The organism is Halomonas maura (assembly GCF_030409305.1).
Taxonomy (GTDB): domain Bacteria; phylum Pseudomonadota; class Gammaproteobacteria; order Pseudomonadales; family Halomonadaceae; genus Halomonas; species Halomonas maura.
The window spans coordinates 1-22,370 of the sequence record NZ_JAUFPQ010000016.1 but is presented as its reverse complement, the minus strand read 5'-3'; the positions used below and the strand labels follow the sequence as shown (position 1 = coordinate 22,370).

At 68.1% G+C, this 22,370-nt stretch carries 20 protein-coding genes; 5 read left to right on the top strand and 15 right to left on the bottom strand.

All coding sequences use genetic code 11. From position 1 onward, the window contains the following. Nucleotides 1-108: 108 nt before the first annotated feature. The 8 genes from QWY76_RS09330 to QWY76_RS09295 form a co-directional block, all read right to left on the bottom strand. Complete coding sequence (locus QWY76_RS09330; protein ID WP_290310889.1) at nucleotides 109-1,350, bottom strand: benzoate/H(+) symporter BenE family transporter; 1,242 nt, start codon at nucleotides 1,348-1,350, stop codon at nucleotides 109-111. 68 nt (nucleotides 1,351-1,418) lie between these two features. Beyond that, nucleotides 1,419-2,204, bottom strand: coding sequence for a benzoate diol dehydrogenase BenD (gene benD, locus QWY76_RS09325; protein WP_290310888.1), 786 nt, complete (start codon nucleotides 2,202-2,204; stop codon nucleotides 1,419-1,421). After that, the gene (gene benC, locus QWY76_RS09320) at nucleotides 2,201-3,244 is read right to left on the bottom strand and encodes a benzoate 1,2-dioxygenase electron transfer component BenC (protein ID WP_290310886.1); all 1,044 of its coding nucleotides are present in this window, start codon (nucleotides 3,242-3,244) and stop codon (nucleotides 2,201-2,203) included. The genes benD and benC overlap by 4 nt, the downstream gene beginning before the upstream one ends. Before the next feature lie 57 nt (nucleotides 3,245-3,301). After that, nucleotides 3,302-3,793 (bottom strand): benzoate 1,2-dioxygenase small subunit, encoded by a 492-nt coding sequence (gene benB, locus QWY76_RS09315; protein ID WP_290310885.1) that lies wholly within the window; start codon nucleotides 3,791-3,793, stop codon nucleotides 3,302-3,304. A 33-nt stretch (nucleotides 3,794-3,826) separates the two neighbouring features. After that, nucleotides 3,827-5,194 carry a Rieske 2Fe-2S domain-containing protein gene (locus tag QWY76_RS09310; RefSeq protein ID WP_290310884.1) on the bottom strand — a complete coding sequence of 456 codons (1,368 nt, stop codon included), beginning with the start codon at nucleotides 5,192-5,194 and terminating at the stop codon, nucleotides 3,827-3,829. Between the two features lie 85 nt (nucleotides 5,195-5,279). Further along, a complete protein-coding gene (gene catA, locus QWY76_RS09305; protein WP_290310883.1) occupies nucleotides 5,280-6,254 on the bottom strand; it encodes a catechol 1,2-dioxygenase in 975 nt (324 codons plus the stop codon). Between the two features lie 45 nt (nucleotides 6,255-6,299). Next, nucleotides 6,300-6,590 carry a muconolactone Delta-isomerase gene (gene catC / locus QWY76_RS09300; protein ID WP_290310882.1) on the bottom strand — a complete coding sequence of 97 codons (291 nt, stop codon included), beginning with the start codon at nucleotides 6,588-6,590 and terminating at the stop codon, nucleotides 6,300-6,302. 32 nt (nucleotides 6,591-6,622) lie between these two features. Beyond that, nucleotides 6,623-7,741, bottom strand: a complete 1,119-nt coding sequence (locus QWY76_RS09295; RefSeq protein WP_290310881.1) for a muconate cycloisomerase family protein — start codon at nucleotides 7,739-7,741, stop codon at nucleotides 6,623-6,625. A gap of 103 nt (nucleotides 7,742-7,844) precedes the next feature. On the opposite strand from QWY76_RS09295, the gene QWY76_RS09290 reads away from it, so the two are divergent. After that, nucleotides 7,845-8,747 carry a LysR family transcriptional regulator gene (locus QWY76_RS09290; RefSeq protein WP_290310880.1) on the top strand — a complete coding sequence of 301 codons (903 nt, stop codon included), beginning with the start codon at nucleotides 7,845-7,847 and terminating at the stop codon, nucleotides 8,745-8,747. A gap of 117 nt (nucleotides 8,748-8,864) precedes the next feature. After that, nucleotides 8,865-9,632 (top strand): FadR/GntR family transcriptional regulator, encoded by a 768-nt coding sequence (locus tag QWY76_RS09285; protein WP_290310879.1) that lies wholly within the window; start codon nucleotides 8,865-8,867, stop codon nucleotides 9,630-9,632. Between the two features lie 28 nt (nucleotides 9,633-9,660). Here QWY76_RS09285 and QWY76_RS09280 read toward each other — a convergent pair whose 3' ends face one another. The 4 genes from QWY76_RS09280 to QWY76_RS09265 form a co-directional block, all read right to left on the bottom strand. Beyond that, a complete protein-coding gene (locus tag QWY76_RS09280; protein ID WP_290310878.1) occupies nucleotides 9,661-10,560 on the bottom strand; it encodes an SMP-30/gluconolactonase/LRE family protein in 900 nt (299 codons plus the stop codon). Nucleotides 10,561-10,649: 89 nt separating this feature from the next. After that, nucleotides 10,650-11,663: an L-arabinose ABC transporter permease AraH gene (gene araH / locus QWY76_RS09275; RefSeq protein WP_290310877.1), complete on the bottom strand. Its 1,014-nt coding sequence runs from the start codon at nucleotides 11,661-11,663 to the stop codon at nucleotides 10,650-10,652. Nucleotides 11,664-11,705: 42 nt separating this feature from the next. Continuing rightward, nucleotides 11,706-13,199 carry an L-arabinose ABC transporter ATP-binding protein AraG gene (araG, locus tag QWY76_RS09270; protein ID WP_290310875.1) on the bottom strand — a complete coding sequence of 498 codons (1,494 nt, stop codon included), beginning with the start codon at nucleotides 13,197-13,199 and terminating at the stop codon, nucleotides 11,706-11,708. A 26-nt stretch (nucleotides 13,200-13,225) separates the two neighbouring features. After that, on the bottom strand, nucleotides 13,226-14,218 hold the full coding sequence (locus tag QWY76_RS09265) for an arabinose ABC transporter substrate-binding protein (protein WP_290310874.1): 993 nt from the start codon (nucleotides 14,216-14,218) through the stop codon (nucleotides 13,226-13,228). A gap of 504 nt (nucleotides 14,219-14,722) precedes the next feature. On the opposite strand from QWY76_RS09265, the gene QWY76_RS09260 reads away from it, so the two are divergent. Next, on the top strand, nucleotides 14,723-15,688 hold the full coding sequence (locus QWY76_RS09260; protein WP_290310872.1) for a LysR family transcriptional regulator: 966 nt from the start codon (nucleotides 14,723-14,725) through the stop codon (nucleotides 15,686-15,688). A 15-nt stretch (nucleotides 15,689-15,703) separates the two neighbouring features. On the opposite strand, the gene QWY76_RS09255 is transcribed toward QWY76_RS09260, so the two are convergent. From QWY76_RS09255 to QWY76_RS09245, 3 genes are all read right to left on the bottom strand, one after another. Further along, the gene (locus tag QWY76_RS09255) at nucleotides 15,704-16,627 is read right to left on the bottom strand and encodes a Gfo/Idh/MocA family protein (RefSeq protein WP_290310871.1); all 924 of its coding nucleotides are present in this window, start codon (nucleotides 16,625-16,627) and stop codon (nucleotides 15,704-15,706) included. 103 nt (nucleotides 16,628-16,730) lie between these two features. Further along, complete coding sequence (locus QWY76_RS09250; protein ID WP_290310870.1) at nucleotides 16,731-18,530, bottom strand: IlvD/Edd family dehydratase; 1,800 nt, start codon at nucleotides 18,528-18,530, stop codon at nucleotides 16,731-16,733. Between the two features lie 28 nt (nucleotides 18,531-18,558). Next, on the bottom strand, nucleotides 18,559-20,304 hold the full coding sequence (locus tag QWY76_RS09245; protein ID WP_290310869.1) for an IlvD/Edd family dehydratase: 1,746 nt from the start codon (nucleotides 20,302-20,304) through the stop codon (nucleotides 18,559-18,561). A 235-nt stretch (nucleotides 20,305-20,539) separates the two neighbouring features. Here QWY76_RS09245 and QWY76_RS09240 point away from each other — a divergent pair, with 235 nt between their 5' ends. Together QWY76_RS09240 and QWY76_RS09235 are read left to right on the top strand one after the other, a co-directional pair. Next, on the top strand, nucleotides 20,540-21,559 hold the full coding sequence (locus tag QWY76_RS09240) for a TRAP transporter substrate-binding protein (protein ID WP_290310868.1): 1,020 nt from the start codon (nucleotides 20,540-20,542) through the stop codon (nucleotides 21,557-21,559). 97 nt (nucleotides 21,560-21,656) lie between these two features. Continuing rightward, nucleotides 21,657-22,295: a TRAP transporter small permease subunit gene (locus QWY76_RS09235; protein WP_290310867.1), complete on the top strand. Its 639-nt coding sequence runs from the start codon at nucleotides 21,657-21,659 to the stop codon at nucleotides 22,293-22,295. Nucleotides 22,296-22,370: the final 75 nt, after the last annotated feature.

Here is a 22,370-nt window from a genome sequence, read left to right as displayed (position 1 = left end):
GCGGTGAAACGGCAAGGCGGCACCCGGAGGCGCCGACGAAGGAAAAAAAAGGCCCGCACTGCCATCGCAGGCGCGGACCAAGGAGGATACCAGGGCGGAGGCCGGGGCCTAGCCGGCCTTCCGGAACCGTGGGCGCTCGAAGCCGAAGTCGAAGTCCTTGAACTCGACGAGCATCGAGAGCCCCGCGCCCAGCACCAGCGCCCAGAAGGATGAGCCGATGCCGAGGATCTGCAGGCCCGATACGGCGATCAGGAAGGAGAACATCGCGCCCACCTCATGCTTGCCGGAGAAGGTCATGTGCATCGCCGAGCCGATCACCCGCAGCAGGGCCAGCCCGGCGATGATGGCGATGAAGTATGACGGCATGGCCTCGATCAGGCTGAACACGAAGCCGTAGAAGGGCGCGGCCACGACGAAGATGATGCCGACGACGACGGCGGCCACCCAGCGCTTGTCATGGCTGCCGGCTTCCGGCCCGGAACAGATACCGGTCATCGGCGCCGCGATGCAGGTGCTGTGCAGGTTGAAGAAGGCCGAGACCATGGTACCGAAACCGCCCAGGGCGGTGATGGCGTTGGCCGGCGCCTCCTTGTAGCCCATGCCCTTGACCAGGCCCACGCCGGCGGGCGTCTCCATGCCGACCAGGATCAGCGCCAGCGGCAGCCCGTAGGCCAGGAAGGCGTCCAGGGTGAACGCGGGCATGATGAACTCGGGGAACCGGACCGAGAATTCCACGCTGGACAGGTCGGCACCGGACAGTGCCATGTAGGCGACGCCGACCAGCAGGGTGACGACCAGCGGCGGCACCGGACGCAGGTAGCGCGCCGCGAAGAAGAAGGACAGGATCATCACGGCGGCCGGCAGCATGGCGTTCTGCAGCGGCATCACCATGTTGATGCCGAACTTGAGCAGAATGCCCGCGACCATGCCCATGACGATCGGCATCGGGATCAGCCGCATGACCAGGCTCATCATCCCGGCGAGGCCGACGACCAGCGAGATGGCCCCGGCGATCAGGGTCGCCCCCAGGGCCTCGTTGAGGCCGACCACGGGAATGATCGCCGCGAACAGCAAGGCACCGGGGATGGAGTTGGCCATCGGCAGCGGCAGCCGATAGTAGGCCGGCAGGAAGAGCCCGAACAGGCCGTTGATCATCAGGTAGCTGATCACCCACAACAGCGTGAACTCCTGCGGGAGCCCCGCGGCGGTGCCGGCACTGATATGGATGATACCGGCGCTGAGGCCGAAGATCCCGGCCACCAGGCCGGCGCTGAGGTTGTCGGCGTTGAGATCGCGGATGAAGTCGCGGGGCGCGGACATCAGCCCGACGCCCTTTTCGATATGCTTCATGATCTGCTCCAGGGGTTATTGTCGTTGGAAGTCAGGAGAGCGCCCGGGGCGGGCGGGCCATCGGCCGGCTAGCCCGGGTCACCACCGGCCACCGGCACCACCGTGCCGGTGATGTAGCTGGCATCACGGCAGGCGAGGAACAGGATCGGCGCGGCCATCTCGTCCAGGGTGCCGTAGCGCCCCATCAGGCAGCTCGCCTTGGTCTGGTCGATATGCGCCTGGAACCAGGCCTGCTCCGTTTCGTTGCGGGGCTCCGGCGTGCCGCGCGAGATCCGCCGCGGTGGCGCCTCGGTCCCCCCCGGTGCCGTGGCCACCACGCGAATGCCATGCTCGGCATACTCGAAGGCCAGCGACGCCGTCATGGCGTTGACGCCGCCCTTGGCCGCCGAGTAGGGAATCCGGTGGATACCGCGGGTGGCCGCCGAGGACACGTTGACGATGACGCCGCTGCCCTGCTCCACCATGGCGGGCAGAGCCGCCCGGCAGCACCACAGGGTCGGCATCAGCGAACGGGTGATCTCGGCCGAGATCTCGGTATCGCTGAACTCGGTGAACGGCTTGAAGTTGATCGCCCCGCCCACGTTGTTGATCAGGATATCGATGCGGCCGAAATGCGCGACGGTCCGGCTCATGACGTCCTCGGCCCCCTCCCAGGTCTCCAGGTCGGCCTGCAGGGCGATCGCCTCCACGCCCTGCGCCTCGAGCCCGGCCACCACTTCCTTCACGTAGTCGGCACGATCCACCAGGGCCAGGCGAGCCCCCTCGGCGGCGGCGCGCTCGGCGACACGCCGGCCGATGCCCTGGGCGGCGCCGGTGATCACCATCACCTGGTCGTCGAAACGTTGGCGGCTCATGCGGCCTCCCCGGGTGCCTGGTTGGGGGTGAACTTCTCGTAATGGAAGCTCTGCGGGGCGATGCCCTGCGTATCGAAGTGCTTGAGCACGGCATCGACCATGGGCGGCGGCCCGCACAGGTAGACGTCGATGTCGCCGTCGTGCAGGACCTCGGCGTCCATGTGATGGGTGACGTAGCCCTTGCGCGGATGGTCGCTGCCCTCGTCCACCACCACGGTGGCGTAGCTGAAGGTCGGCAGGCGCTCCTTGAGGGCCTCCAGGGCCTCGGTCTTGACCAGGTGGTCGTCCTTGTTGACGCCGTAGATCAGGTGCACCGGTGCCTCGCCGCCCTGCCCGTCTTCCTGTTTCTGGGCCAGCTGCTCGAGCATCGAGAGGAAGGGGGCGAGTCCGGTGCCGCCGGCCAGCATCAGCACCGGGCGGGTGATCTCGCGCAGGTAGAAGTTGCCCATCGGCCCGGTCAGGGAGAGGCGCTCGCCGACCTTGCACTGGTCGGTGAGGTAGCCGCTCATCAGGCCGTTGGGGACGTTGCGGATCAGGAAGGTCGTCCGCGACTCGCCCGGTTTGGAGCTGAAGGAGTAGGAGCGATGCTCGGCGGTGCCCGGCACGTCGATATGGATGTACTGGCCGGGCAGGAAGGCCAGCTCGGCGCCGTCATCGAGGTCGATGGCCAGCTCGATGCTATCCTCGGAGAGTTGCTCGACCATGGCCACGGTGCCTTCGACCTTGCCCACCGCGGCCTTGCACAGGGTAGAGGCCACCGGCACCTGGATGACACAGTCGGTGGACGGCACCATCTGGCAGGTCAGCACCCGGCCTTCGGCGGCCTCCTCGTCGGAGAGCGCTTCCTCCAGGTACTCGTCGCCCATGTCGAATTCACCCTGCTCGCAGTGGCCCTTGCAGGTGCCACAGACGCCATCGGAGCAGTCCATGGGCAGGTTGACCTTCTGCCGGTAGGCCGCGTCGAGGACCGTCTCTCCTGCCTTGCAGCCGATGAATCGGGTGACGCCGTCTTCGAAGTTGAGGGCAATGGTATAGCTCATGGTCGTTCTCCTCCGCACCGGTGTCGGGGGCCGGTGCTTGTCCCGGCCCCGGCGTCATCAGATGTGATAGACGTCGATGACCTGGTGGATGTAGTCGTTGTTCAGCACCACCTTCTTGTCGGTGATCAGCGGTGTCTCGCCGGACACGTCCAGGGTGTAGAAGGACGTCCCGAAGTACTGGTTGGTCTGCTGGTAGCGGTGGCTGAGGGTGTGCCAGTTGAAGCGCAGCTTCACCTCGTCGCCCTCCTGCCCCAGCACCTCCAGGTTGCTGATCAGGTGCGTGGTGCGCGGCTCGGGAATGCTGGTGGCCCCGGAGCGCTCGGTCTTGATCCGGTAGACACGGTCCTCGAGCCCCTCGCGGCTCGGGTAGTAGATCAGCGAGATCTCGCTCTGCGGGTCCTCGGTCAGTCGGTCGTCGTCGTCCCAGGCCGGCATCCAGAACACCGCGTCCTGGCGGTAGCACTCGAGCCACTCGTCCCACTGGCGGTCGTCGAGCAGGCGCGCCTCGCGATGGATGAAGGCCTGAATATCCTGATAGTTGCTGCTCATGGTCTCTCTCCCCTCTTCACGGTCGCTGGGCGCTTAGGCGGTCGCGGTGGCGATGTATTGGCTGCGTTCCTTGTCGATGGCGCGCAGCATCTCCTCGATCCAGTGCTGGTGGTGCAGCACGTAGAGGCCCTCGTCCTCCGGGGATGCCCCGCTCAGCAGCGGCTGCATGTCGATCGCCTTGGCGTTGTCGTCGGCCCCCTCGATCCACTGCTTGGCGCCACGCGACAGGTCGTTCCATTCGGCCAGCTCGCCGTGGTAGCCGTTGTGGCAGGCGCGGAATTCCTCCAGGTCGTCCGGCGTGCCCATGCCCGAGACGTTGAAGAAGTCCTCGTACTGGCGGATGCGCACGCGGCGGTTCTCCGCCGACTCGCCCTTGGGCGCGAAGCAGTAGATGGTCACCTCGGTCTTGTCCACGGCCAGCGGGCGAAAGACCCGGATCTGGGTGGAGAACTGGTCCATCAGGTAGACGTTGGGATAGAGACAGAGATTGCGGGTCTGGTTGACGATGGAATCGGCCCGGGCCTCGCCCAGTTCGGCCTCGATCTCGTCCTTGCGGCTGTAGACGGGGCGCACCTCCGGGTTGAGCAGTCGCGTCCACAGCATCATGTGGCCGTTCTCATAGGAGTAGAAGCCGCCCTGGCTCTTCGACCAGCCATCGGCATCCACCGCCTGGGTGCCGCCGGCGTCGTAGTTGCGACGGTCCATGGTCGAGGCGTAGTTCCAGTGCACGGTGCTGACGTGATAGCCGTCGGCGCCGTTCTCGGCCTGCAGCTTCCAGTTGCCGGTATAGGTGTAGGAGGAGGTGCCACGCAGGATCTCCAGGCCTTGCGGGGCCTGGTCGACGATGTTGTCGATCACCTTGGTGGTCTCGCCCAGGTACTCCGCCAGCGGCATCACGTCGGCGCTCAGGCTGCCGAACAGGAAGCCCTTGTAGTTCTCGAACGTCGGCAGCCGCTTGAGGTCGTGGGACCCTTCTTGCTTGAAGCCCTCCGGATAGGCACCGGTCTTCTCGTTCTTGGCCTTGAGCAGCTTGCCGTCGTTCTTGAAGGTCCAGCCGTGGAACGGGCAGGTGAAGGTGCCCTTGTTGCCCCGCTTCTTGCGGCACAGGGTGGCGCCGCGGTGGGCACAGGCGTTGATCAGGGCATGCAGCTCGCCGGCCTTGTCGCGGGTGATGATCACCGGTTGGCGGCCCAGGGTCACGGTCATGTAGTCGCCCGGCTCACTGATCTGGCTCTCGTGGGCCAGGAACAGCCAGTTGCCCTCGAAGATGTGCTTCATCTCGAGCTCGAAGAACTCGGGATCGGTGAAGATGCTGCGATGGGCGCGGAAGATACCGGCCTCGGCGTCGTCGACGACGGCACCGCGGACGCGTTGTTCGAGACGATCAAGCTTGGTGGTCATGATCCAGATCCTCGGTCTTGTGTTCTGGTGTCCGGCAGGCCCGGCTCACGGGCCTGCCTGGGCGTCGGGTTGAGACGGGCCTCGGTTACACCTTGGCCGTGCCGGCCAGCTGGCTGGCCTGATCCTGCTCGTCTTCCTTGGCGCGCGGCCGCTTGTGGCGATGCTGCAGCTCGGGGTCGTCGGTTTTGGCCAGCTCGATATCGAAGGTCACCTCGGAGAAGGGGCCATCCAGCTCGCGCCTGGCGATCTCGTCCCGATCCTCGATGCGGTTCGCCGGGACCACCAGCTCCTCGCGGGTGGCGTAGGCGAAGTCATCGAAGGTGTAGGGGTCGCCGGCCAGGTTGATCTGGGTGGTCAGGTGCTTGTAGCCCGGCGCCGAGATGAAGTAGTGGATATGCGCCGGGCGCTGGCCGTGGCGGCCGAGCAGGTCGAGCACCTGCTGGGTCGGGCTGTCCGGCGGGCAGCCGTAACCGGAGGGAATGATGCTGCGCACCGCGTAGCGTCCCTCGCTGTCGGTGATGATGCTGCGCCGCAGGTTGTACTCGCTCTGGGTCGGATCGAAGAAGGAGTAGCCGCCCTTGGAGTTGGCGTGCCACACCTCGACCCTGGCCCCGGCGACCGGGTTGCCGTCGGTGTCACGCACCTGGCCGGTCAACCACATGGTCTCGCCGTCGCTGTCGCGCCCGTCATCCATGCGGCCCCGACCCTGAACCTCGGGAGCCCCGGCCACGTAGAGCGGACCCTCGATGGTGCGCGGGGTCCCGCCGGCCAGGCCACGCGCCTCGTCCTCGGCATCCATGCGCATGTCCAGGTAGTGGTCGAAGCCGAGCCCCGGGGCCAGCAGGCCGAACTGGGTGCCATGGCCCAGAGCGTTGAGCAGGCTGACGGCGTTCCAGAACTCCTCCGGGGTGACGTCATAGTCGTCGATCAGCCGATAGAGGTCGGAGAGCAGGCGGTGCAGGATCTGCTTGCCGCGCTCGTTGCCGCCTTGCTGGTCGAAGCCGGCGACGGTGTTCAGGAAGTCCTGGACCTCGGGGGTATCGAAAATCTTTACGGTCATGCTGGCATCCTCGTGTTGTTGTATCTGATGGACTCGGGCGTCGAGTCAGCTGTCGTCGTCGCGGACCGACGAGGGGTGGCGACACAGCGGGGTGACGTGGATCTCCATGTACGGAAAGAGCGGGAGGTTCGAGACGATCTCCTGCAGTTCGGAGTTGTCCTGCACGTCGAAGATGCTGACGTTGGCGTAGCTGCCGGCGACCCGCCACAGGTGGCGCCACTTGCCGGCACGTTGCAGCTCCTGGGAATAGGCCTTCTCGGTCGCCTTGATCTCGGCGGCCCGCTCGGCCGGCATGTCGGGCGGCAGCTTCACGGTCATTTCCACTTGAAACAGCATGTCTCTCCTCCTCCGAATCGGGGTCTGGACGCTTACTTGCGCGAATAGTGGGCGAGCCTGTCCTCGTCGAGGGCGATGCCGAGGCCGGGGCCGGCCGGCAGGTCGACGCCGAACGCGTGGTAACGCAGCGGCTCGGCGACGATGTCGTCCTCGAGCAGCAGCGGGCCGAACATCTCGGTGCCCCAGGCCAGCTCGCCGAGCGTCGACCAGGCATGCAGGGACGCGGCGGTGCCGAGGGTGCCCTCGAGCAGGGTGCCGCCATACAGGCCGATCCCGGCGGTCTGGGCCAGATGCGCCAGCTCCAGCGCCGCCACTGGCCCGCCGGACTTGGCAATCTTCAGCGCGAAGGCGCCACTGAAGCCGCGCGCCGCCAGGTCGAGGCCGTCGCGGGCGTCGGCCACCGCCTCGTCGGCCAGCATCGGCACCCGGAAGCGGTTGGCCAGGCGCACCAGGCCAGCATGCTCGCGGGCGGGAATCGGCTGCTCGATCAGTTCGATGCCGGCATCCTGCAGGGCCGCGATGCCCCGCACCGCGGTGGCCTCGTCCCAGGCCTGGTTGACGTCGACCCGCACGCTCGCCCGGTCACCCAGCGCCGCCTTGATGGCCGCGACGTGCCGCACGTCCTCGTCCAGGTCACGGGCGCCGATCTTCAGCTTGAAGTCACAGTGGCGACGATCGTCGAGGCGCTGGAAGGCCTCGTCGATGTCCTTGTCGGTATCCCCCGAGGCCAGCGTCCACAGCACCGGCAGATGCGCGTGGCGCGCGCCGCCCAGCAGCTCGGCCACCGACAGCCCCAGGCGCTTGCCCCGGGCGTCGAGCAGCGCGGTCTCCAGCGCCGACTTGGCGATCATGTTGCCGCGGGTATGGCGGGCCATCCGGGCGCGCAGGGCGTTGAGGTTGTCGGCGGGCTGGCCGATCAGCAGCGGCGCCAGGTAGGCGTCGATATTGCGCTTGATGCTCTCCGGGCTCTCGGGACCGTAGGCCAGGCCGCCGATGGTGGTGCCCTCGCCCAGGCCCTCCACGCCGTCGCTGTGGCGCATGCGCACGATGACCATCGTCTGGCGGGCCATGGTGGTCATGGAGAGCTTGTGGGGGCGGATGGTCGGCAGGTCGACCAGCAGCGTCTCGATGGATTCGATCAAGGCGGACATGAAGGCTCCCGGGCTACGAACTGAAGGAATGCTGGGCAGTTTGATTGCGCCCGGGGAGAGGAACCAATATGGTTTTGGTGGCTATCCATACCCTGGAGGTATCATGGAGCTTCGTCACCTGCGCTACTTCTGCGTGGCGGCCGAGGAACTGAACATGACCCGGGCGGCCGCCCGGCTGCACATGTCGCAACCGCCTTTAACAAGGCAGATCAATCAGTTGGAAGAGGAAATCGGCACCCGACTGTTCGAGCGCAGCCCCCGGGGACTGACCCTCACCCCGGCGGGCCAGTTCTTTCATGAGCATACCCTGCAGATACTGGAAAAGGTCGACACCACCGTCGCGGGGACCCGCCGCATCGCCCGCAGCAAGCGCCAGCTGTTCGGCATCGGCTTCGTGCCGTCGGTGTTCTACGGTCAGCTCCCGCTGCTGGTGCGCGGCCTGCGACAAAAGGAGGATGTCGAGCTGACCCTCGCCGAGCTGACCACGGTGGAGCAGATCCAGGCGCTCAAGGCCGGCCGCATCGATATCGGTTTCGGCCGGCTGCGCATCGACGACCCCGACGTGGAGCAGGAGGTGCTGTTCGAGGAGCCGATGATGGCGGCGCTGCCCAACGGCCACCCGCTGGAGGGCACCACGCCGACCATGGCGCAGCTGGCCGAGTATCCGCTGATCCTGTTCCCGGCCACGCCGCGACCGAGCATGGCGGACACCGTGCTCGGCATGTTCCGCCGCCGCGGCCTGCGGGTGCAGGTCGCCCAGGAGGCCAACGAGATGCAGACCGCCCTGGGGCTGGTAGCCTCGGACCTGGGCATCACCCTGGTGCCCGAGCAGGTTCGCCGGCTGCAGCGCGACGGGATCAACTATGTCTACCTGGCGGAGACCCACATCACCATCCCGATCCTGTGCAGCCGGCGCCGCGGCGAGCCGCCCTCCCCGATCATGCGCGAGGCCAACGCCATCCTCGAGGTGCTGGTCGAGAATCGCCGAACGGGCCGCTACCCCTGATCCTGCCACGGCCAGCCGAGCCGGCCATGAGCCGGTCCCTTTGCCTCACGCCATCACCAGCCATTGTCTGTATGTTGAACATAGGCTAGCATCGTGGTTATTTCGTGGAGACCCGCCTTGTCGACTCGCTCCCGCCAGGACACCGCCCGCCCCAGCATCGCCGATCACCTCGCCCGGGAGATCTTCTCCGGCCGTTACCAGCCCGGGGATTTCGTGCCCAAGGAAGTGGATCTCGCCGAGCGGTTCGCGATCAACCGCTCGGCGGTGCGCAGCGACCTGCGTCAACTGGTCGACGTCGGCATCATCGAACGCATCTCCGGGCACGGCTCCAAGGTGCGCGAGTACGACGCCTGGAACATCCTCGACCCCCTGGTCACCGACTGGATGACCCGCTACGCCGCCCCCAACCCGGAGATCCAGCGCGAGATCCTGGCCTTTCGCCTCGACGTGGAGCCCTACGTGGGCATGACCGCCGCCCGGCGCGCCAACGCCCGGGACCTGGTCGCCATCGAGGAGGCCTTCGAGGGCATGGAGCGCGAGATGCATCGCTCCGGGCAGGATGCCAAGCGCCTGCACAGCGACTACGACATCGCCTTCCATGTCGCCATCTTCCGGGCCACCCACAACATCGTCTGGGCCCAGCTCTCGCATATCCTGCGCCCCTCGATCCATATGCTGATCGAGATGTCCAACGAGAGCGCGACCGACCCGGAAGCCAGCCTGGAGCGCCACCGCGACCTGATGGAGGCCATTCGCGCCCGGCGCCCGGCCGCCGCCTTTCGCGCCGCCCAGGCCGTCCTGGCGGGGACCGCCGACGCCCTGGGCATCGCCCCCGGCGACGCCATCCTGGGCAGTCAGCTGGACCTGCCACCGAAGCCGGCCTGACCGGCCACGCCCTTGCCCCCGATCGGCCTCAGGGCAATGCGGCCAGCACCGGCTCCGCCAGTCCCGGCGTCGTCACCTCGAGTGCCAGCAGGCTGCCGGCCAGCGGCGAGCGCCGCCGGGCCGGCATGTCCATGTCCTGGGTCGCCGTGGTGATATAGAGCGTGGTCAGCGCCGCGCCGCCGAAGGCCACCATGGTGGGAGCCGGGCACGGCAGCACGACCTCGGCGACGGGCTCCCCCTGCGGCGAGAACCGCACGACCCGCCCCCCGCCGTAGAGGGCACACCAGTAGTGCCCCTCGACGTCCACGGCGGCACCGTCCGGCACGCCGGGAAGACCCAGGCTGGCGAGATCGACCCAGGTCTCGCCCTCGCCCAGCTCGCCGGTGTGTGGCGCATAGGCGTGGCGCCTGACCCGCCGGCGGGGCGAATCGGCGTGATAGAGCCAGCGCCCGTCGGGACTGAAGGCCAGGCCATTGCTGATCGTGATTCCCTCGATCAGCGGCGCGAGTTCCCCGTTCTCCAGCCGATAGAGGGCGGCGTGCCCCGCCCCGGCGGCCAGGGTGCCGACCAGCCACCGCCCGGCCGGGTCGACACGGCCGTCGTTGAAGCGATGGCCGCGACCGCGGTCCCACTCCGGGTTGGCGACGGCGGTGGCCCGGCGCTCTCCCGAGGGCAGACGAAGCCGTGTCGGCCCCGGGGACGTGGCGGCCCACAGCCCCTCCTCGGTAAGGGCCACGCATCCCACGCTACTGCCGAGATCGTGTCGGACCGGCGCCGCGTCGCCCCCGGGGCGCCAGGCGTAGACATGGCCAGGGGTGATGTCCACCCAGTAGAGGGTCTGCCGGGCCACCGACCAGACGGGGCTCTCACCGAGGTGCATGTCGAGGGCGAGCGCGACGTCGACCTCGCGGGACACGGGTTCCGCCATGGTTGGACTCCTGATCGGGTATGCCAGACGTTCGATCGGCCCCATACCGCAGCATGGGAGCCGATCGCGCCTCGAGGGGCAGCGGCTGACTAGGCTCGTGAACGACGGGTCTGCTTCCAGCGGTCGAACATCACCGCCAGCAACAGGATGGCGCCGCGCACCAGGTACTGGTAGAAGGTCGGCACGTTGAGCAGGCCCATGGCGTTCTGCACGCAGCCCATGATCAGCACGCCCACCAACACCCCGGTGATCGAGGCGATGCCGCCGGACAGCGCCACGCCGCCCAGCACACAGGCCGAGATCACGGCGAGCTCCAGGCCCAGCGCGGTATTGGGGTCGCCGAGGCCCATGCGCGAGGTCAGCAGCACCCCGGCGATGCCGGCAACCACGCCCTGCAGGCCGAAGACGATGATCTTCAGGCGGCGCACGTTGACCCCCGCCAGGGCCGCAGCCTCGGCGTTGCCGCCGGTGGCCAGGACGTTGCGGCCGAAGGCGGTCATGTTGAGCAGCACGCCGAAGATCACGAAGCAGGCGATCATGGTCCACACCGGCAGGGTGAGCCCCAGGAAGGAGGCGCTGCCCAGCTCGAAGAAGGCCGGCACGGTGATCATCACCGCATCGCCGCCGGAGGTGATGTAGGCCAGGCCGCGCACGAACTCCATGGCCGCCAGGGTGGCAATCAGCGAGTTGATGCCGAAGCGCGCCACCACGAAGCCGTTGAAGGCCCCCACGGCGCCGCCGGCGACCACCCCGCCGAGCACGCCGATGATCACGCTGCCCGAGGCCGAGGTGGCCACCGCGGCGACCACCCCGGCGAAGGCCACGATGGAGGCCACCGAGAGGTCCACCTCGCCCAGCGCCAGCACCAGCATCATGGTGGTGGCGATGGTGCCGATCAGCGTCACCGAGAGCAGCAGCCCGACCATGTTGCGGCCGGTCAGGAAGTCGGGGATGAACACCGACAGGGCCACGAACAGCACCAGGAAGATGGCGATCAGCCCCGAGGTGTCGAGCAGGGTACGCAGCGGCTTGGTGAGCCCCTGGCGGCCCTCGGGCCGGGCCGCAGCGGCGCCCTCGCCCTGGGCGATCTCTTGCGTATTCATAGGATTCTCTCTCGCAGTTGTTGTGGTGTCAGGCGATGTCGTTCAGGCGGGCAGCGCCAGGCCCAGCAGGCGCTCCGGCGTGGCCTCGTCGCGTTCCACCACGTCGACCAGGGCGCCGTCGCGCATCACCCCGATGCGGTCGCAGATCGAGCTGACCTCGGCCAGGTCGCTGGAGATCACCACCACGCTCTTGCCCTGGTCGGCCAGGTCGTAGAGCAGGGTGTAGATGTCGCGCCGGGCACCGACGTCGATGCCGCGGGTCGGTTCGTCCATGACGAACAGCTCGATCTCCTCGGACAGCCAGCGGGCCAGGATCACCTTCTGCTGGTTGCCGCCGGACAGGGTGCTGATGCGGGTCCGCGGTCCCGGCGTCTTGATGCTCAGCCGCTCGATGTAATCGCGGGTGTTGGCCAGCTCCCGTGCCGGCTGGCGGAACAGCCCCCAGCGCTTGTAGAAGCGCCGGCAGCTGACGTTGAGGTTGTCGGTGACGCTGGCGATGGGAAAGATGCCCTGGGACTTGCGGTCCTCCGGGCACATGGCGATGCCGGCGCGGATCGCCTCGCCGGGCGTGCGGAACCGCCGCGGCGTGCCGGCGAAGCGCACCTCGCCACCGCGCGGCCGCTCGACGCCGCAGACCAGCCGCATCAGCTCGCTGCGCCCGGCGCCGACCAGGCCGAACAGCCCGAACACCTCGCCGCGCCGGACGCTGAAGCTGACCGGCTCGCTCAGTCCCGGGCCATCGATGGCATCGATGGCCATCAGCTCATCGCCCGCTTCCCGGGCGCGATAGCCGTAGACGTCCTCGATGTCGCGCCCCACCATCTCGCTGACCAGGGTGTCGTGGTCCAGGGCGTCGAGGCTGTCATGGGTGCGGATGTGCTGGCCGTCGCGGAACACCGTGAGCGCATCGCACATCTCGAACACTTCCTCCATGCGATGGGTGACATAGAGCACCACCCGCCCCTCGTCACGCAGGCGCTTGACGATGCGCTTGAGCTGGCGGGTCTCCTGCACGGAAAGACTGCTGGTGGGCTCGTCGAAGGCGATCACCTTGGCATCGCGCAGCAGGGCGCGGCCGATCTCGATCATCTGCTGCTGGCCGATGGACAGGTCACGTACCTTGGTGGCGGGATGGATGGCATCCTCGCCCAGGTCGCGCAGGATGCGCAGGGCCGCCTCGCGCATGCGATGGCGATCGACGAAGCCATGCCGGGCCGGCAGCTGGCCGAGCAGCAGGTTCTCGGCCACCGACAGGTTGGGCGACAGCGTCAGCTCCTGGTAGATGATGGCGACCCCCTGAGCGAGGGCCTCGCGGGCATTGGCGAAGACGTGACGCTCGCCGCCCAGCCACAGGGCGCCCTCGGTCACGCGATTGACGCCGCTGAGCACCTTGAGCAGGGTCGACTTGCCGGCGCCGTTCTCGCCCATCAGGGCATGCACCTGGCCGGCATGGGCGGAGAAGCTCACCCCGTCCAACGCGCGCACGCCGGGGAACTCGACGCTGATGCCGTCGAAACGCAGATAGGGTTCTGACATGGGGGCAGACTCCTCAGCGGACGGGATCAGAGGCCGAGTTCATCGCGCACGGCCTGCCAGTTATCGCGGGTCATCAGGGTGCCGGAGGTGACGGTGTTGGCCTGCGGCTTGTCGCCCTCGCTGACCCAGGCGTAGAGGTTTTCCGCAGTCTGGCGCCCATGCATGGTGGAGCTGACCGCGACGGTGCCGTGGAAGCCGGTGGGGGCCTCGCGGGAGAACTCGGCGAAGGCCGCCCCGGAGCCGTTGATGCCCACGCCGATCACGTCCTCGGCACCCAGACCATACTGCTCGCTGGCCCGCACGCCCCCCAGCACGCTCTCCTCGTTGAGCGCATAGATCACCCAGTGCTCATAGTCACCACGCTTGGCGAACACCGGCGAGGCCGCCGAGAAGGCGCTGGCCGTATCGCTGTTCTGCTGGGGGGCATCGAAGATATTGCCCTCGGGGAAGCCGGCCTCGAGCAGGGCATCGGTGGCACCGTCGGTGCGCTCCTTGGCGGTGGGCAACTCGTAGTTGGTGATGCGCAGCGCGGCGACCTCCTCGGGATTCCAGCCGCGCGCGTCCATCTCGGTGGCGATGGCCTCGCCCACCTGCTGGCCGATCTTGTAGCCGGACATGCCCAGGTGGGGGACCCCCGCCATGGGCTCGCCGTCGGGGCCGACGAAGCGGTCATCGACGGTGACCACCTTCATGCCGTACTGCTTGGCGCGGTTCATGACCGCCGGTCCGAGGCGCACGTCAGGCGGGCAGATCACGAAGCCCTGGGCCCCCTGGGAGTTGAGGTTGTCGATGGCGCTGAGCACCTGCTGGCCGTCCTCGCCGGCCAGGCGCACCACCTCGAAGCCCTGCGCCTCGCCGAGGGCGGTGGCGGCCTGCTGCTCGTTGATGAACCAGGCCTGCTCGGGCTTCTTGACGATAAAGCCCAGGGTCACCTCCTCCTGGGCCAGGGCGATGGTGGGAGCAGACAGGGCCAGGCCGGCGCCCAGGGAAACGTTGGCGAGCAGTGAAAGGGGTCTCATCGCGTACTCCTTGTGGTGATCTCGGTTGTTGTTGTGCATCCCGCCGGCTGCCCTTCAACCGCCGCGGTCATGGTCACCCTACGCCGTGGCAACCATAACTCTCCAATAGCATTTGGCGCACAAAGTGATATCCATATGGTTATCAACCTGAACGAAGGGGGCGCTGCGGGGACACGGGCAGGACGACGGGGGCGACAGCGCTGCGACTAAAGTGTGTGGCCAAGGGATGCGGTGCGCCGGGCCGAACTGGCTGAGCGGCCGACTCAGCGGGTCGAGAAACGCCACCCGGTAAGCCCCCTGCCGGTCACGCCCGGCGGCAGCATCGTCGTGGGGAATGCGGGGGAGTGGGCGAGTCGGGAGAGTGCCGGGGTTCCTGCGCCAGTCCGCTGCGATGGACATCGCGGCATCCGGTCTTGCCGGCGACGGGTCACGCCTGGACACCGCTTCTGGTAACCGCAGATACTGGCTTGACGCTCTACTCATATTCACATGGTTATCATGCCCATGACGTCATCCCCCCATGACGGCCGTCTGGCGCCGGACTGGTTTCTCGACGTGCGACTCAAGTGTCGCCACCTGCAGCTGCTCGCCGCCCTCGACGAGCATCGCAACCTGCATCGCGCCGCCGCCAGCCTGGCGATCAGCCAGCCCGCCGCCTCGAAGCTGCTCGCGGAGCTGGAGGCGCGGCTCGACGTCAGGCTCTTCGACCGCCATGCCCGGGGGCTCGACCCCAACTGGTACGGCGAGGTCATGGTGCGCCGGGCCCGCAGCATGCTCTCGGAGCTGCAGCAGACCGGAGACGAGCTCAACGCCCTGCGCGCCGGCAATGCCGGCCGCGTCTCGGTGGGCACGGTCATGGACCCCGCGGTCACCCTGCTGTCCCAGGCCCTGGAAGCCACACGCGGCGACCTGCCCGGGCTCAAGGTGAACGTCGACGTGGATGTCAGCCAGCGGTTGATCCCGCGCCTGCTCGAGGGCGATCTCGACATCGCCCTGTGTCGCATTCCGGCGGGCTTCGATCACGGCCAGTTCGTCTTCGAGGAGATCGGCGAGGAAGTCATCAGCCTGATCTGCCGGCACGGCCATCCGCTGACGGCCAGGGCCACCCCCGAGCTGGTCGAGATGGTCGACTACCCCTGGTCCCTGCAGCCCCCCGGCGCCCTGATGCGCCAGCGCTTCGACTACCTGCTCAGCTATCACGGCCTGGCGCCCCCCACGCAGGTCGTCGACACCCCGGATATCCTGGTATCGCTGGCCCTGGTGGCGGCCTCCGACACCCTGACGGTGACCACCCGGGAGGTGGCCGAGCTGCTCTGCGACCCGCAGCGTTTCTGCCTGCTGCCGACCCCGCAGCCGGTGAACGTGCAGCCCTACGGCCTGGTCACCCTGAGGGCCAAGCGCCTGTCTCCCGGGGCGGCGGCGCTCACCACCCAGCTGCGCGAGGTGATCCGCCGCCGCGAGAGCCGCTGAGGGGCCCACAAGGTCCTAGTCGTGGAACGGCGCCACGGCATGCCGGTGGCCGAGCATCAGGGCGTCGGCCACATGGCGCAGGGGAGCGATGTCCATATCGCTCTCGCCACGCTCGAGCAGGCCCTGGAAGTGAGCGTAGACGCCCGGGTATTCCCGCTCCGGCTCATCCATCAGCGCCTCGCCGTCGATGACCAGGCGGGCGCCCCCCTTCTCGAGCGACAACACGCCCTGCTCGGTGTCGATGTGCATCTCCCAGCACGGCGGGTCCTCATGCCGGAAGTCGAAATCGGCCTCGATCTCGACCCCGGCGGCGCTGCGGAACGCCAGGGCCGCGGCGATGGGCGTCTGGCAGTTCTCCGGGATCTCGAGGGTCGCGCGTCGCAGGAAGAACGGCGCCAGCAGCTCGGTGGCGATCGACAGCGCGTTGATGCCGGGGTCGAAGACCCCCATGCCACCGGCTTCCCAGAGCCAGCGCTGGCCGGGGTGCCAGACTCGCACGTCTTCATGCCAGCGGATGGCCACGCCGCGCACCACCTTGCCGGCCAGCCACTGCCTCGCGGTGGCGATCCCCGGCGCGAACCGCGAGTGCCAGGCGGCAAACAGCACCTGGCCTCGCGAGGCGGCCAGCGCCTTCAGGTCCTCGATCTCGGCCAGGGTCGCGCCGGGGGGTTTCTCCAGCAGCACCGCCTTGTCGTGGCGCAGCGCCAGGGTGGCGAGTTCGTGACGCAGGTGGGCCGGGGTGCAGATCGCCACGCCGTCCAGGCTCGGTTCGGCATCGAGCATCGCCACCAGGGACGGATAGGCGGCGACACCGTCGAGGCGGGCATGGGGATCCGCCGTGGCAACGAGTTCGAGGCCGGGCGTGCCGGCAATGGCGGCCAGGTGCTGGTCGCGGGCGATCTTGCCGACGCCGACCAGGCCCAGGCGAAAAGAGGGCATGGGAATCTCCTTGTCCAGCGCGCCTGATCGGGACTCAGGCGCCTCACGGGCGTGGCAGTCTAGCGAGACGCCGACGGCCTCGCCAGGCGTCGTCGCCTGTGTCTCAGTGGTTATCCCTCGGCGGGCTGCGCCGCGCCACGTCGCGGTACCTGGGCGCCGGCCCCAGCGTCATGCCCCGGGCCAGCGGCTCCACCATCGAGCGCTGGATCTCCTGCCACGGGGTCTGGTGGTCCGGATAGGCGTAGCCGCCGCTGGCCGCCAGACGCTCACGGCGGGCGGCCAGCTCGGCATCGTCGACCAGCAGCCGCACCTCGCCACGCCCCAGGTCCACGCGTAGCCGGTCGCCGCTCTCGAGCAGCGCCAGCGGCCCGCCGGTGGCGGCCTCCGGCGAGGCGTTGAGGATCGACGGCGAGCCCGAGGTGCCGGACTGGCGGCCGTCGCCCAGGCACGGCAGCGACTCGATGCCGGCACGGATCAGGGCCTCCGGCGGCTGCATGTTGACCACCTCGGCGCCGCCGGGATGGCCCACCGGGCCGGCGCCGCGCATCACCAGGATGGTCGAGGCGTCGATGCCGAGCGCGGGGTCATCGATGCGCGCGTGATAGTCCTCCGAGCCATCGAACACCACCGCCTTGCCCTCGAAGGCGTCGGGGTCGACGGGGTCGCTGAGGAAGCGCTCGCGAAAGTCCGCGGCGATCACGCTGGTCTTCATCAGCGCCGAGTCGAACAGGTTGCCTGTGAGGTTGAGGAAACCGGCGTGCTCGACCAGCGGGTTGGTGTAACGGCGGATCACCTCGTCATCGCACGTCTCGCGGCCGGCCAGGTTCTCGGCCAGTGTGCGGCCGTTGACGGTGGCCACCTCGCCGTGGAGTCGGCCCGCGGCCAGCAGCTCGTGCATCACCGCGGGCACGCCGCCGGCGCGATGGAACTCCTCGCCGAGGTAGGCCCCGGCCGGCATCACGTTGGCGAGCAGCGGTACCGCGTGGCCGAGGCGTTGCCAGTCGTCGTTGTCGAGTGCGACGCCGGCATGGCGGGCGATGGCGTTGACATGGATCGGCGCGTTGGAGGAGCCGCCCAGCGCCGAGCAGGTGACCACGGCGTTCTCGAACGCCTCGCGGGTCAGCACGTCGCTCGGCCGCGTATCCTCCCAGACCATGTCGACGATGCGCTCGCCGGTCCGGTAGGCGACCGCGCCACGCTCCTTGTAGGGGCCGGGAATCATCGCCGAGCCGGGCAGGCTCATGCCCAGCGCCTCGGCCAGCGAGTTCATGGTCGAGGCCGTGCCCATGGTGTTGCAGTGCCCTACCGAGGGCGCCGACTCGGCGGCCCGCGCCAGGAACTCGGCGTAGTCGATGTCGCCCGCCGCGAGTCGCTTCCTGAGCTCCCAGATGATGGTCCCCGAACCCACCCGCTCGGCGCCGCGCCAGCCGTTGAGCATGGGGCCGCCGGAGAGCACGATGGCCGGGATATTGACCGTGGCCGCGGCCATCAGGCTGGCCGGGGTGGTCTTGTCGCAGCCGGTGGTCAGCACGACGCCGTCCAGCGGGTAGCCGTGCAGCACCTCCACCAGGCCGAGGTAGGCCAGGTTACGGTCCAGCGCCGCGGTGGGGCGGCGCACGTTCTCGTGGATAGGGTGCAGCGGGAACTCGAAAGGCACCCCGCCGGCGGCGCGGATGCCGTCCTTGACCCGCGTCACCAGTTCGATGTGGTGGCGGTTGCAGGGCGTCAGGTCGGAGCCCGACTGGCAGATGCCGATGATCGGCCGCCCGCCGGTCAACTCCTCCAGGGTGATGCCCTGGTTCAGGTAGCGCTCGAGGCACAGCGCGGTGGTGCCGGGGTGGTCCGGGTCGTCGAACCACTGCCGCGAGCGCAGCCGGTCCGGGGTCATGGAACGTTCAATCATGGGGCGATCGGTCATGTCGTCCGAGGCCTCAGTGCGAGTGGCGCGGCACGTCGGCGCCCCGCTTGCCGACCAGGAAGTCGAAGTCGCAGCCCTCGTCGGCCTGCAGCACGTGCTCGATGTAGAGCTGGCGATAGCCGCCGCTGCGGGCGATCTCCTTCGATTCGGCGGTGGGGTCGCCCTCGGCCAGCCGCGCGGCGAGCTCCGCCTCGTCGACCTCCAGGTGCAGCCGGCCGCCGTCGCAGTCGAGCTCGATCCAGTCGCCGTTGCGCACCGCCGCCAGCGGGCCGCCGGCGGCGGCTTCCGGTGCCACATGCAGCACCACGGTGCCATAGGCGGTGCCGCTCATGCGCGCGTCGGAGATGCGCACCATGTCGGTGACGCCCTGCTCCAGCAGCTTGGACGGCAGGCCCATGTTGCCGACCTCGGCCATGCCGTGATAGCCGCGCGGCCCGCAGTTCTTCATCACCAGGATGCTGTCGGCGTCGACCTCCAGGTCCGGGTCGTTGATGCGCGCCTTGTAGTCGTCGAAGTTCTCGAACACCACGGCGCGGCCACGATGCTGCATCAGCTCGGGGCTCGCCGCCGAGGGCTTGAGCACCGCCCCGCCCGGGGCCAGGTTGCCGCGCAGTACGCACATCCCACCATCTGCGCGTAATGGAGCGTCCAGCGGGCGGATCACCGCCTCGTTGTAGAGCGGCGCCTCGCAGACGTTCTCCCACAGGGTCTTGCCGTTGACGGTCAGGGCGTCCTTGTGGGGCAGCCGGTCGGCCTCACCGAGGCGCTTGAGTACCGCCGGCAGTCCGCCGGCGTAGTAGAACTCCTCCATCAGGAAACGCCCCGAGGGCTGCAGGTCGACGATGGTCGGCGTGCCGCGGCCGATGCGGGTCCAGTCGTCGAGCGCCAGGTCGACGCCGATGCGCCCGGCGATGGCCTTGAGATGGATCACCGCATTGGTCGAGCCGCCGATTGCCGCGTTGGTGCGGATGGCGTTCTCGAAGGCCTCACGGGTCAGCACCTTCGACAGCCTGAGGTCCTCGTCGACCATCTCGACGATGCGGTTGCCGGACAGGTGCGCGAGCACGTAGCGACGCGAGTCCACTGCCGGGATCGCCGCGTTGTGGGGCAGCGAGGTACCCAGGGACTCGGCCATGCAGGCCATGGTCGAGGCGGTGCCCATGGTGTTGCAGGTCCCCGCCGAGCGCGACATGCCGGCCTCGGCGGCCATGAACTCGTGGATCGAGATCTTGCCCGCCTTGACCTGCTCGGAGAGCTGCCAGACCACGGTGCCCGAACCGATGTCCTGGCCCTCGTGCTTGCCGTTGAGCATCGGCCCGCCGGTCACCACGATGGTCGGCAGGTCGCAGCTCGCCGCCCCCATCAGCAACGCCGGGGTGGTCTTGTCGCAGCCCACCAGCAGCACCACCGCGTCCATCGGATTGCCACGGATCGCCTCCTCGACATCCATGCTCGCCAGGTTGCGGGTGAACATCGCCGTGGGGCGCAGGTTGGACTCGCCGTTGGAGAACACCGGGAACTCCACCGGGTAGCCGCCGGCCTCGAGGATGCCCTTCTTGACGTGCTCGGCGATCTTGCGGAAGTGGGCGTTGCAGGGCGTCAGCTCCGACCAGGTGTTGCAGATGCCGATGATCGGCTTGCCCTGGAACTCGTGGTCGGGGATGCCCTGGTTCTTCATCCAGCTGCGGTACATGAAACCGTTCTTGTCGGCGCTGCCGAACCACTCGGCGCTGCGCAACCGGCGCTTGCTGTCGGTCATGGGAATCTCTCCTTTGGCGTATCGTGGCCTATCGCTTGTATCAAGTGCATCGCCATACATGCGTCGCCCCGAAGGCGGCGCGGCCTGGCCATGACGGTAGCCCGATGCCGACGGATAGTCGACACATACGAAAGTATATGTTGAACAAATAGATCGTATGTACAACATTTAGCTCCACGACGGCATTGCCAGCCGTGACACCACGACACAACAACAGCTTCGATGGAGAATGCAGATGCCCCACCTCAAGCCAAGCCTGCTGCTCACCGGCACGGCCCTGATGCTCGGCCTTTCCACGGCCCAGGCGGCGGAGTACGAGTGGAAGTTCCAGGCCTCGGAGACCGCTGGCGAGCCCAGCTTCAAGATCAAGGAGGAGTGGGCCGACAAGATCGAGACCATGACCAATGGCCGGGTGCATATCGAGATCCTGCCGATCAACTCGGTGGTCGGCCCCACCGAGACCCTGCAGGCGGTGTCCTCCGGCATCCTCCAGGGGCACATGACCGACCCCAGCTACTTCTCGGGCCAGAATCCCGCCTTCGGCATGCTGGGCAACCTGGTCGGCGCCTGGAGCGATCCCTACGACTTCCTGGAGTACATGAAGTATGGCGGCGGCGAGGCGCTCTACAACGAGCTGGCCAACCCCTACGGCACCCAGTTGATCAGCGCGGCCACCTTCCCGCTGGAGTCGATTCCCTCCACCGTGCCGATCGAGTCCATCGATGACTTCGAGGGCCTCAAGATCCGTGCGCCCCAGGGCATGGTCTACAACATCTTCGAGCGCATCGGCGCCACCCCGGTCAACCTGCCGGGCTCGGAGGTTTACACCGGCCTGGAGAAGGGCGTGATCGACGCCGCCGACTCCACGGTGCTGTCCAACAACGACGCCATGGGGATCCACGAGTTCGCGCCCTACCCCCTCTACCCGGGCTTCCACTCCATGCCGATGATCGCCGTGTCGCTCAACAAGGAGATCTGGGACGGCCTGCCCGACGAGCTGAAGACCACCCTCGAGACGGCCTTCGACGGCATGGCCTACGACCTGATCGCGCGGCTCAAGGCGCAGGACCTCGAGACCCTGCAGGCGCTCAAGGACAATCCGGATGTGACTCCGTACGACCTGTCCGCCGAGGAGCGCAAGCGCTTCCGCCAGGCCGCCGAACAGGAATGGCGTGAATGGGCCGGTCGCAACGAGATGACCCAGAAGGTCTACGACTCGGCCACCCGCTTCCTGGAATCCCGAAGCCTGCTGTAACCCCGGCTCTGGCCCACTCGGCGGTGCCCGGCCGGCACCGCCCTTCTCCCAACTCCCAATGACATCGGCGGCGCCGTGGGCGCCGCCCGGAGGAGTCATGTCTCCCAAGAATCACGACGAGCGCCTCGCCGTCGACGAGGATGAACTCTCCGCGGCCACCGCCGGCGAGCCGGAACCTGCCCATGATCCTGCGGCCGGCGCACCGCTTCGCGGGGTCTTCGACCGCGGCGTGATCCGGGCCGCCCGCGGCGCCGCCTGGCTGGTGTTCATCGCCATGGCGATCAGCGTCTATGAGGTCATCATGCGCTACGCCTTCGGCTCGCCCACCTCCTGGGTCCACGAGAGCGTGGTGATGCTGGTGGCGGTCGGCTTCGCCCTGGGTGGCCCCGCGGCCCTGGCCAATGACCGCCACATCCGCGTCAAGGTGCTCTACGACGCCGTCGGCCCTCGCGCCCGATTGTGGCTCGATCGCTTCAATGACCTGGTGACCTTCCTGTTCTGCCTGGGCATGACCTACGCCGCCTACACCATGTTCTGGTCGGCCTCCCACAACCCGCTGGGCGAGTGGCAGCTGGAGCGCTCCGGCACCGCCTGGAACCCGCCCATCCCGGCCCTGGTGAAGGGCGTGATCCTGGTGGCCCTGGCGATCATGTGCGTGCAGGCGCTGCTGCACCTGAGGCAGTCGCTGCGCGGCAAGCCGGCCCCCGACCCCGATGACATGGAGGGCACCGCCTGATGGATATCGCCAACGGAACCCTGCTGCTGGTGGGGCTGATCTTCGCGCTGCTGGTCACCGGCCTGCCGCTGGCCT

Coding starts and splice junctions, on each gene's coding strand:
- QWY76_RS09330 (WP_290310889.1), bottom strand. CDS start 1,350: ATGAAGCATATCGAAAAGGGCGTCGGGCTGATGTCCGCGCCCCGCGAC.
- QWY76_RS09245 (WP_290310869.1), bottom strand. CDS start 20,304: ATGACCGACAGCAAGCGCCGGTTGCGCAGCGCCGAGTGGTTCGGCAGC.
- QWY76_RS09235 (WP_290310867.1), top strand. CDS start 21,657: ATGTCTCCCAAGAATCACGACGAGCGCCTCGCCGTCGACGAGGATGAA.
- QWY76_RS09240 (WP_290310868.1), top strand. CDS start 20,540: ATGCCCCACCTCAAGCCAAGCCTGCTGCTCACCGGCACGGCCCTGATG.
- araH (WP_290310877.1), bottom strand. CDS start 11,663: ATGAATACGCAAGAGATCGCCCAGGGCGAGGGCGCCGCTGCGGCCCGG.
- benD (WP_290310888.1), bottom strand. CDS start 2,204: ATGAGCCGCCAACGTTTCGACGACCAGGTGATGGTGATCACCGGCGCC.
- QWY76_RS09310 (WP_290310884.1), bottom strand. CDS start 5,194: ATGACCACCAAGCTTGATCGTCTCGAACAACGCGTCCGCGGTGCCGTC.
- QWY76_RS09295 (WP_290310881.1), bottom strand. CDS start 7,741: ATGTCCGCCTTGATCGAATCCATCGAGACGCTGCTGGTCGACCTGCCG.
- QWY76_RS09260 (WP_290310872.1), top strand. CDS start 14,723: ATGACGTCATCCCCCCATGACGGCCGTCTGGCGCCGGACTGGTTTCTC.
- QWY76_RS09290 (WP_290310880.1), top strand. CDS start 7,845: ATGGAGCTTCGTCACCTGCGCTACTTCTGCGTGGCGGCCGAGGAACTG.
- catC (WP_290310882.1), bottom strand. CDS start 6,590: ATGCTGTTTCAAGTGGAAATGACCGTGAAGCTGCCGCCCGACATGCCG.
- QWY76_RS09265 (WP_290310874.1), bottom strand. CDS start 14,218: ATGAGACCCCTTTCACTGCTCGCCAACGTTTCCCTGGGCGCCGGCCTG.
- benC (WP_290310886.1), bottom strand. CDS start 3,244: ATGAGCTATACCATTGCCCTCAACTTCGAAGACGGCGTCACCCGATTC.
- benB (WP_290310885.1), bottom strand. CDS start 3,793: ATGAGCAGCAACTATCAGGATATTCAGGCCTTCATCCATCGCGAGGCG.
- QWY76_RS09280 (WP_290310878.1), bottom strand. CDS start 10,560: ATGGCGGAACCCGTGTCCCGCGAGGTCGACGTCGCGCTCGCCCTCGAC.
- araG (WP_290310875.1), bottom strand. CDS start 13,199: ATGTCAGAACCCTATCTGCGTTTCGACGGCATCAGCGTCGAGTTCCCC.
- QWY76_RS09250 (WP_290310870.1), bottom strand. CDS start 18,530: ATGATTGAACGTTCCATGACCCCGGACCGGCTGCGCTCGCGGCAGTGG.
- catA (WP_290310883.1), bottom strand. CDS start 6,254: ATGACCGTAAAGATTTTCGATACCCCCGAGGTCCAGGACTTCCTGAAC.
- QWY76_RS09255 (WP_290310871.1), bottom strand. CDS start 16,627: ATGCCCTCTTTTCGCCTGGGCCTGGTCGGCGTCGGCAAGATCGCCCGC.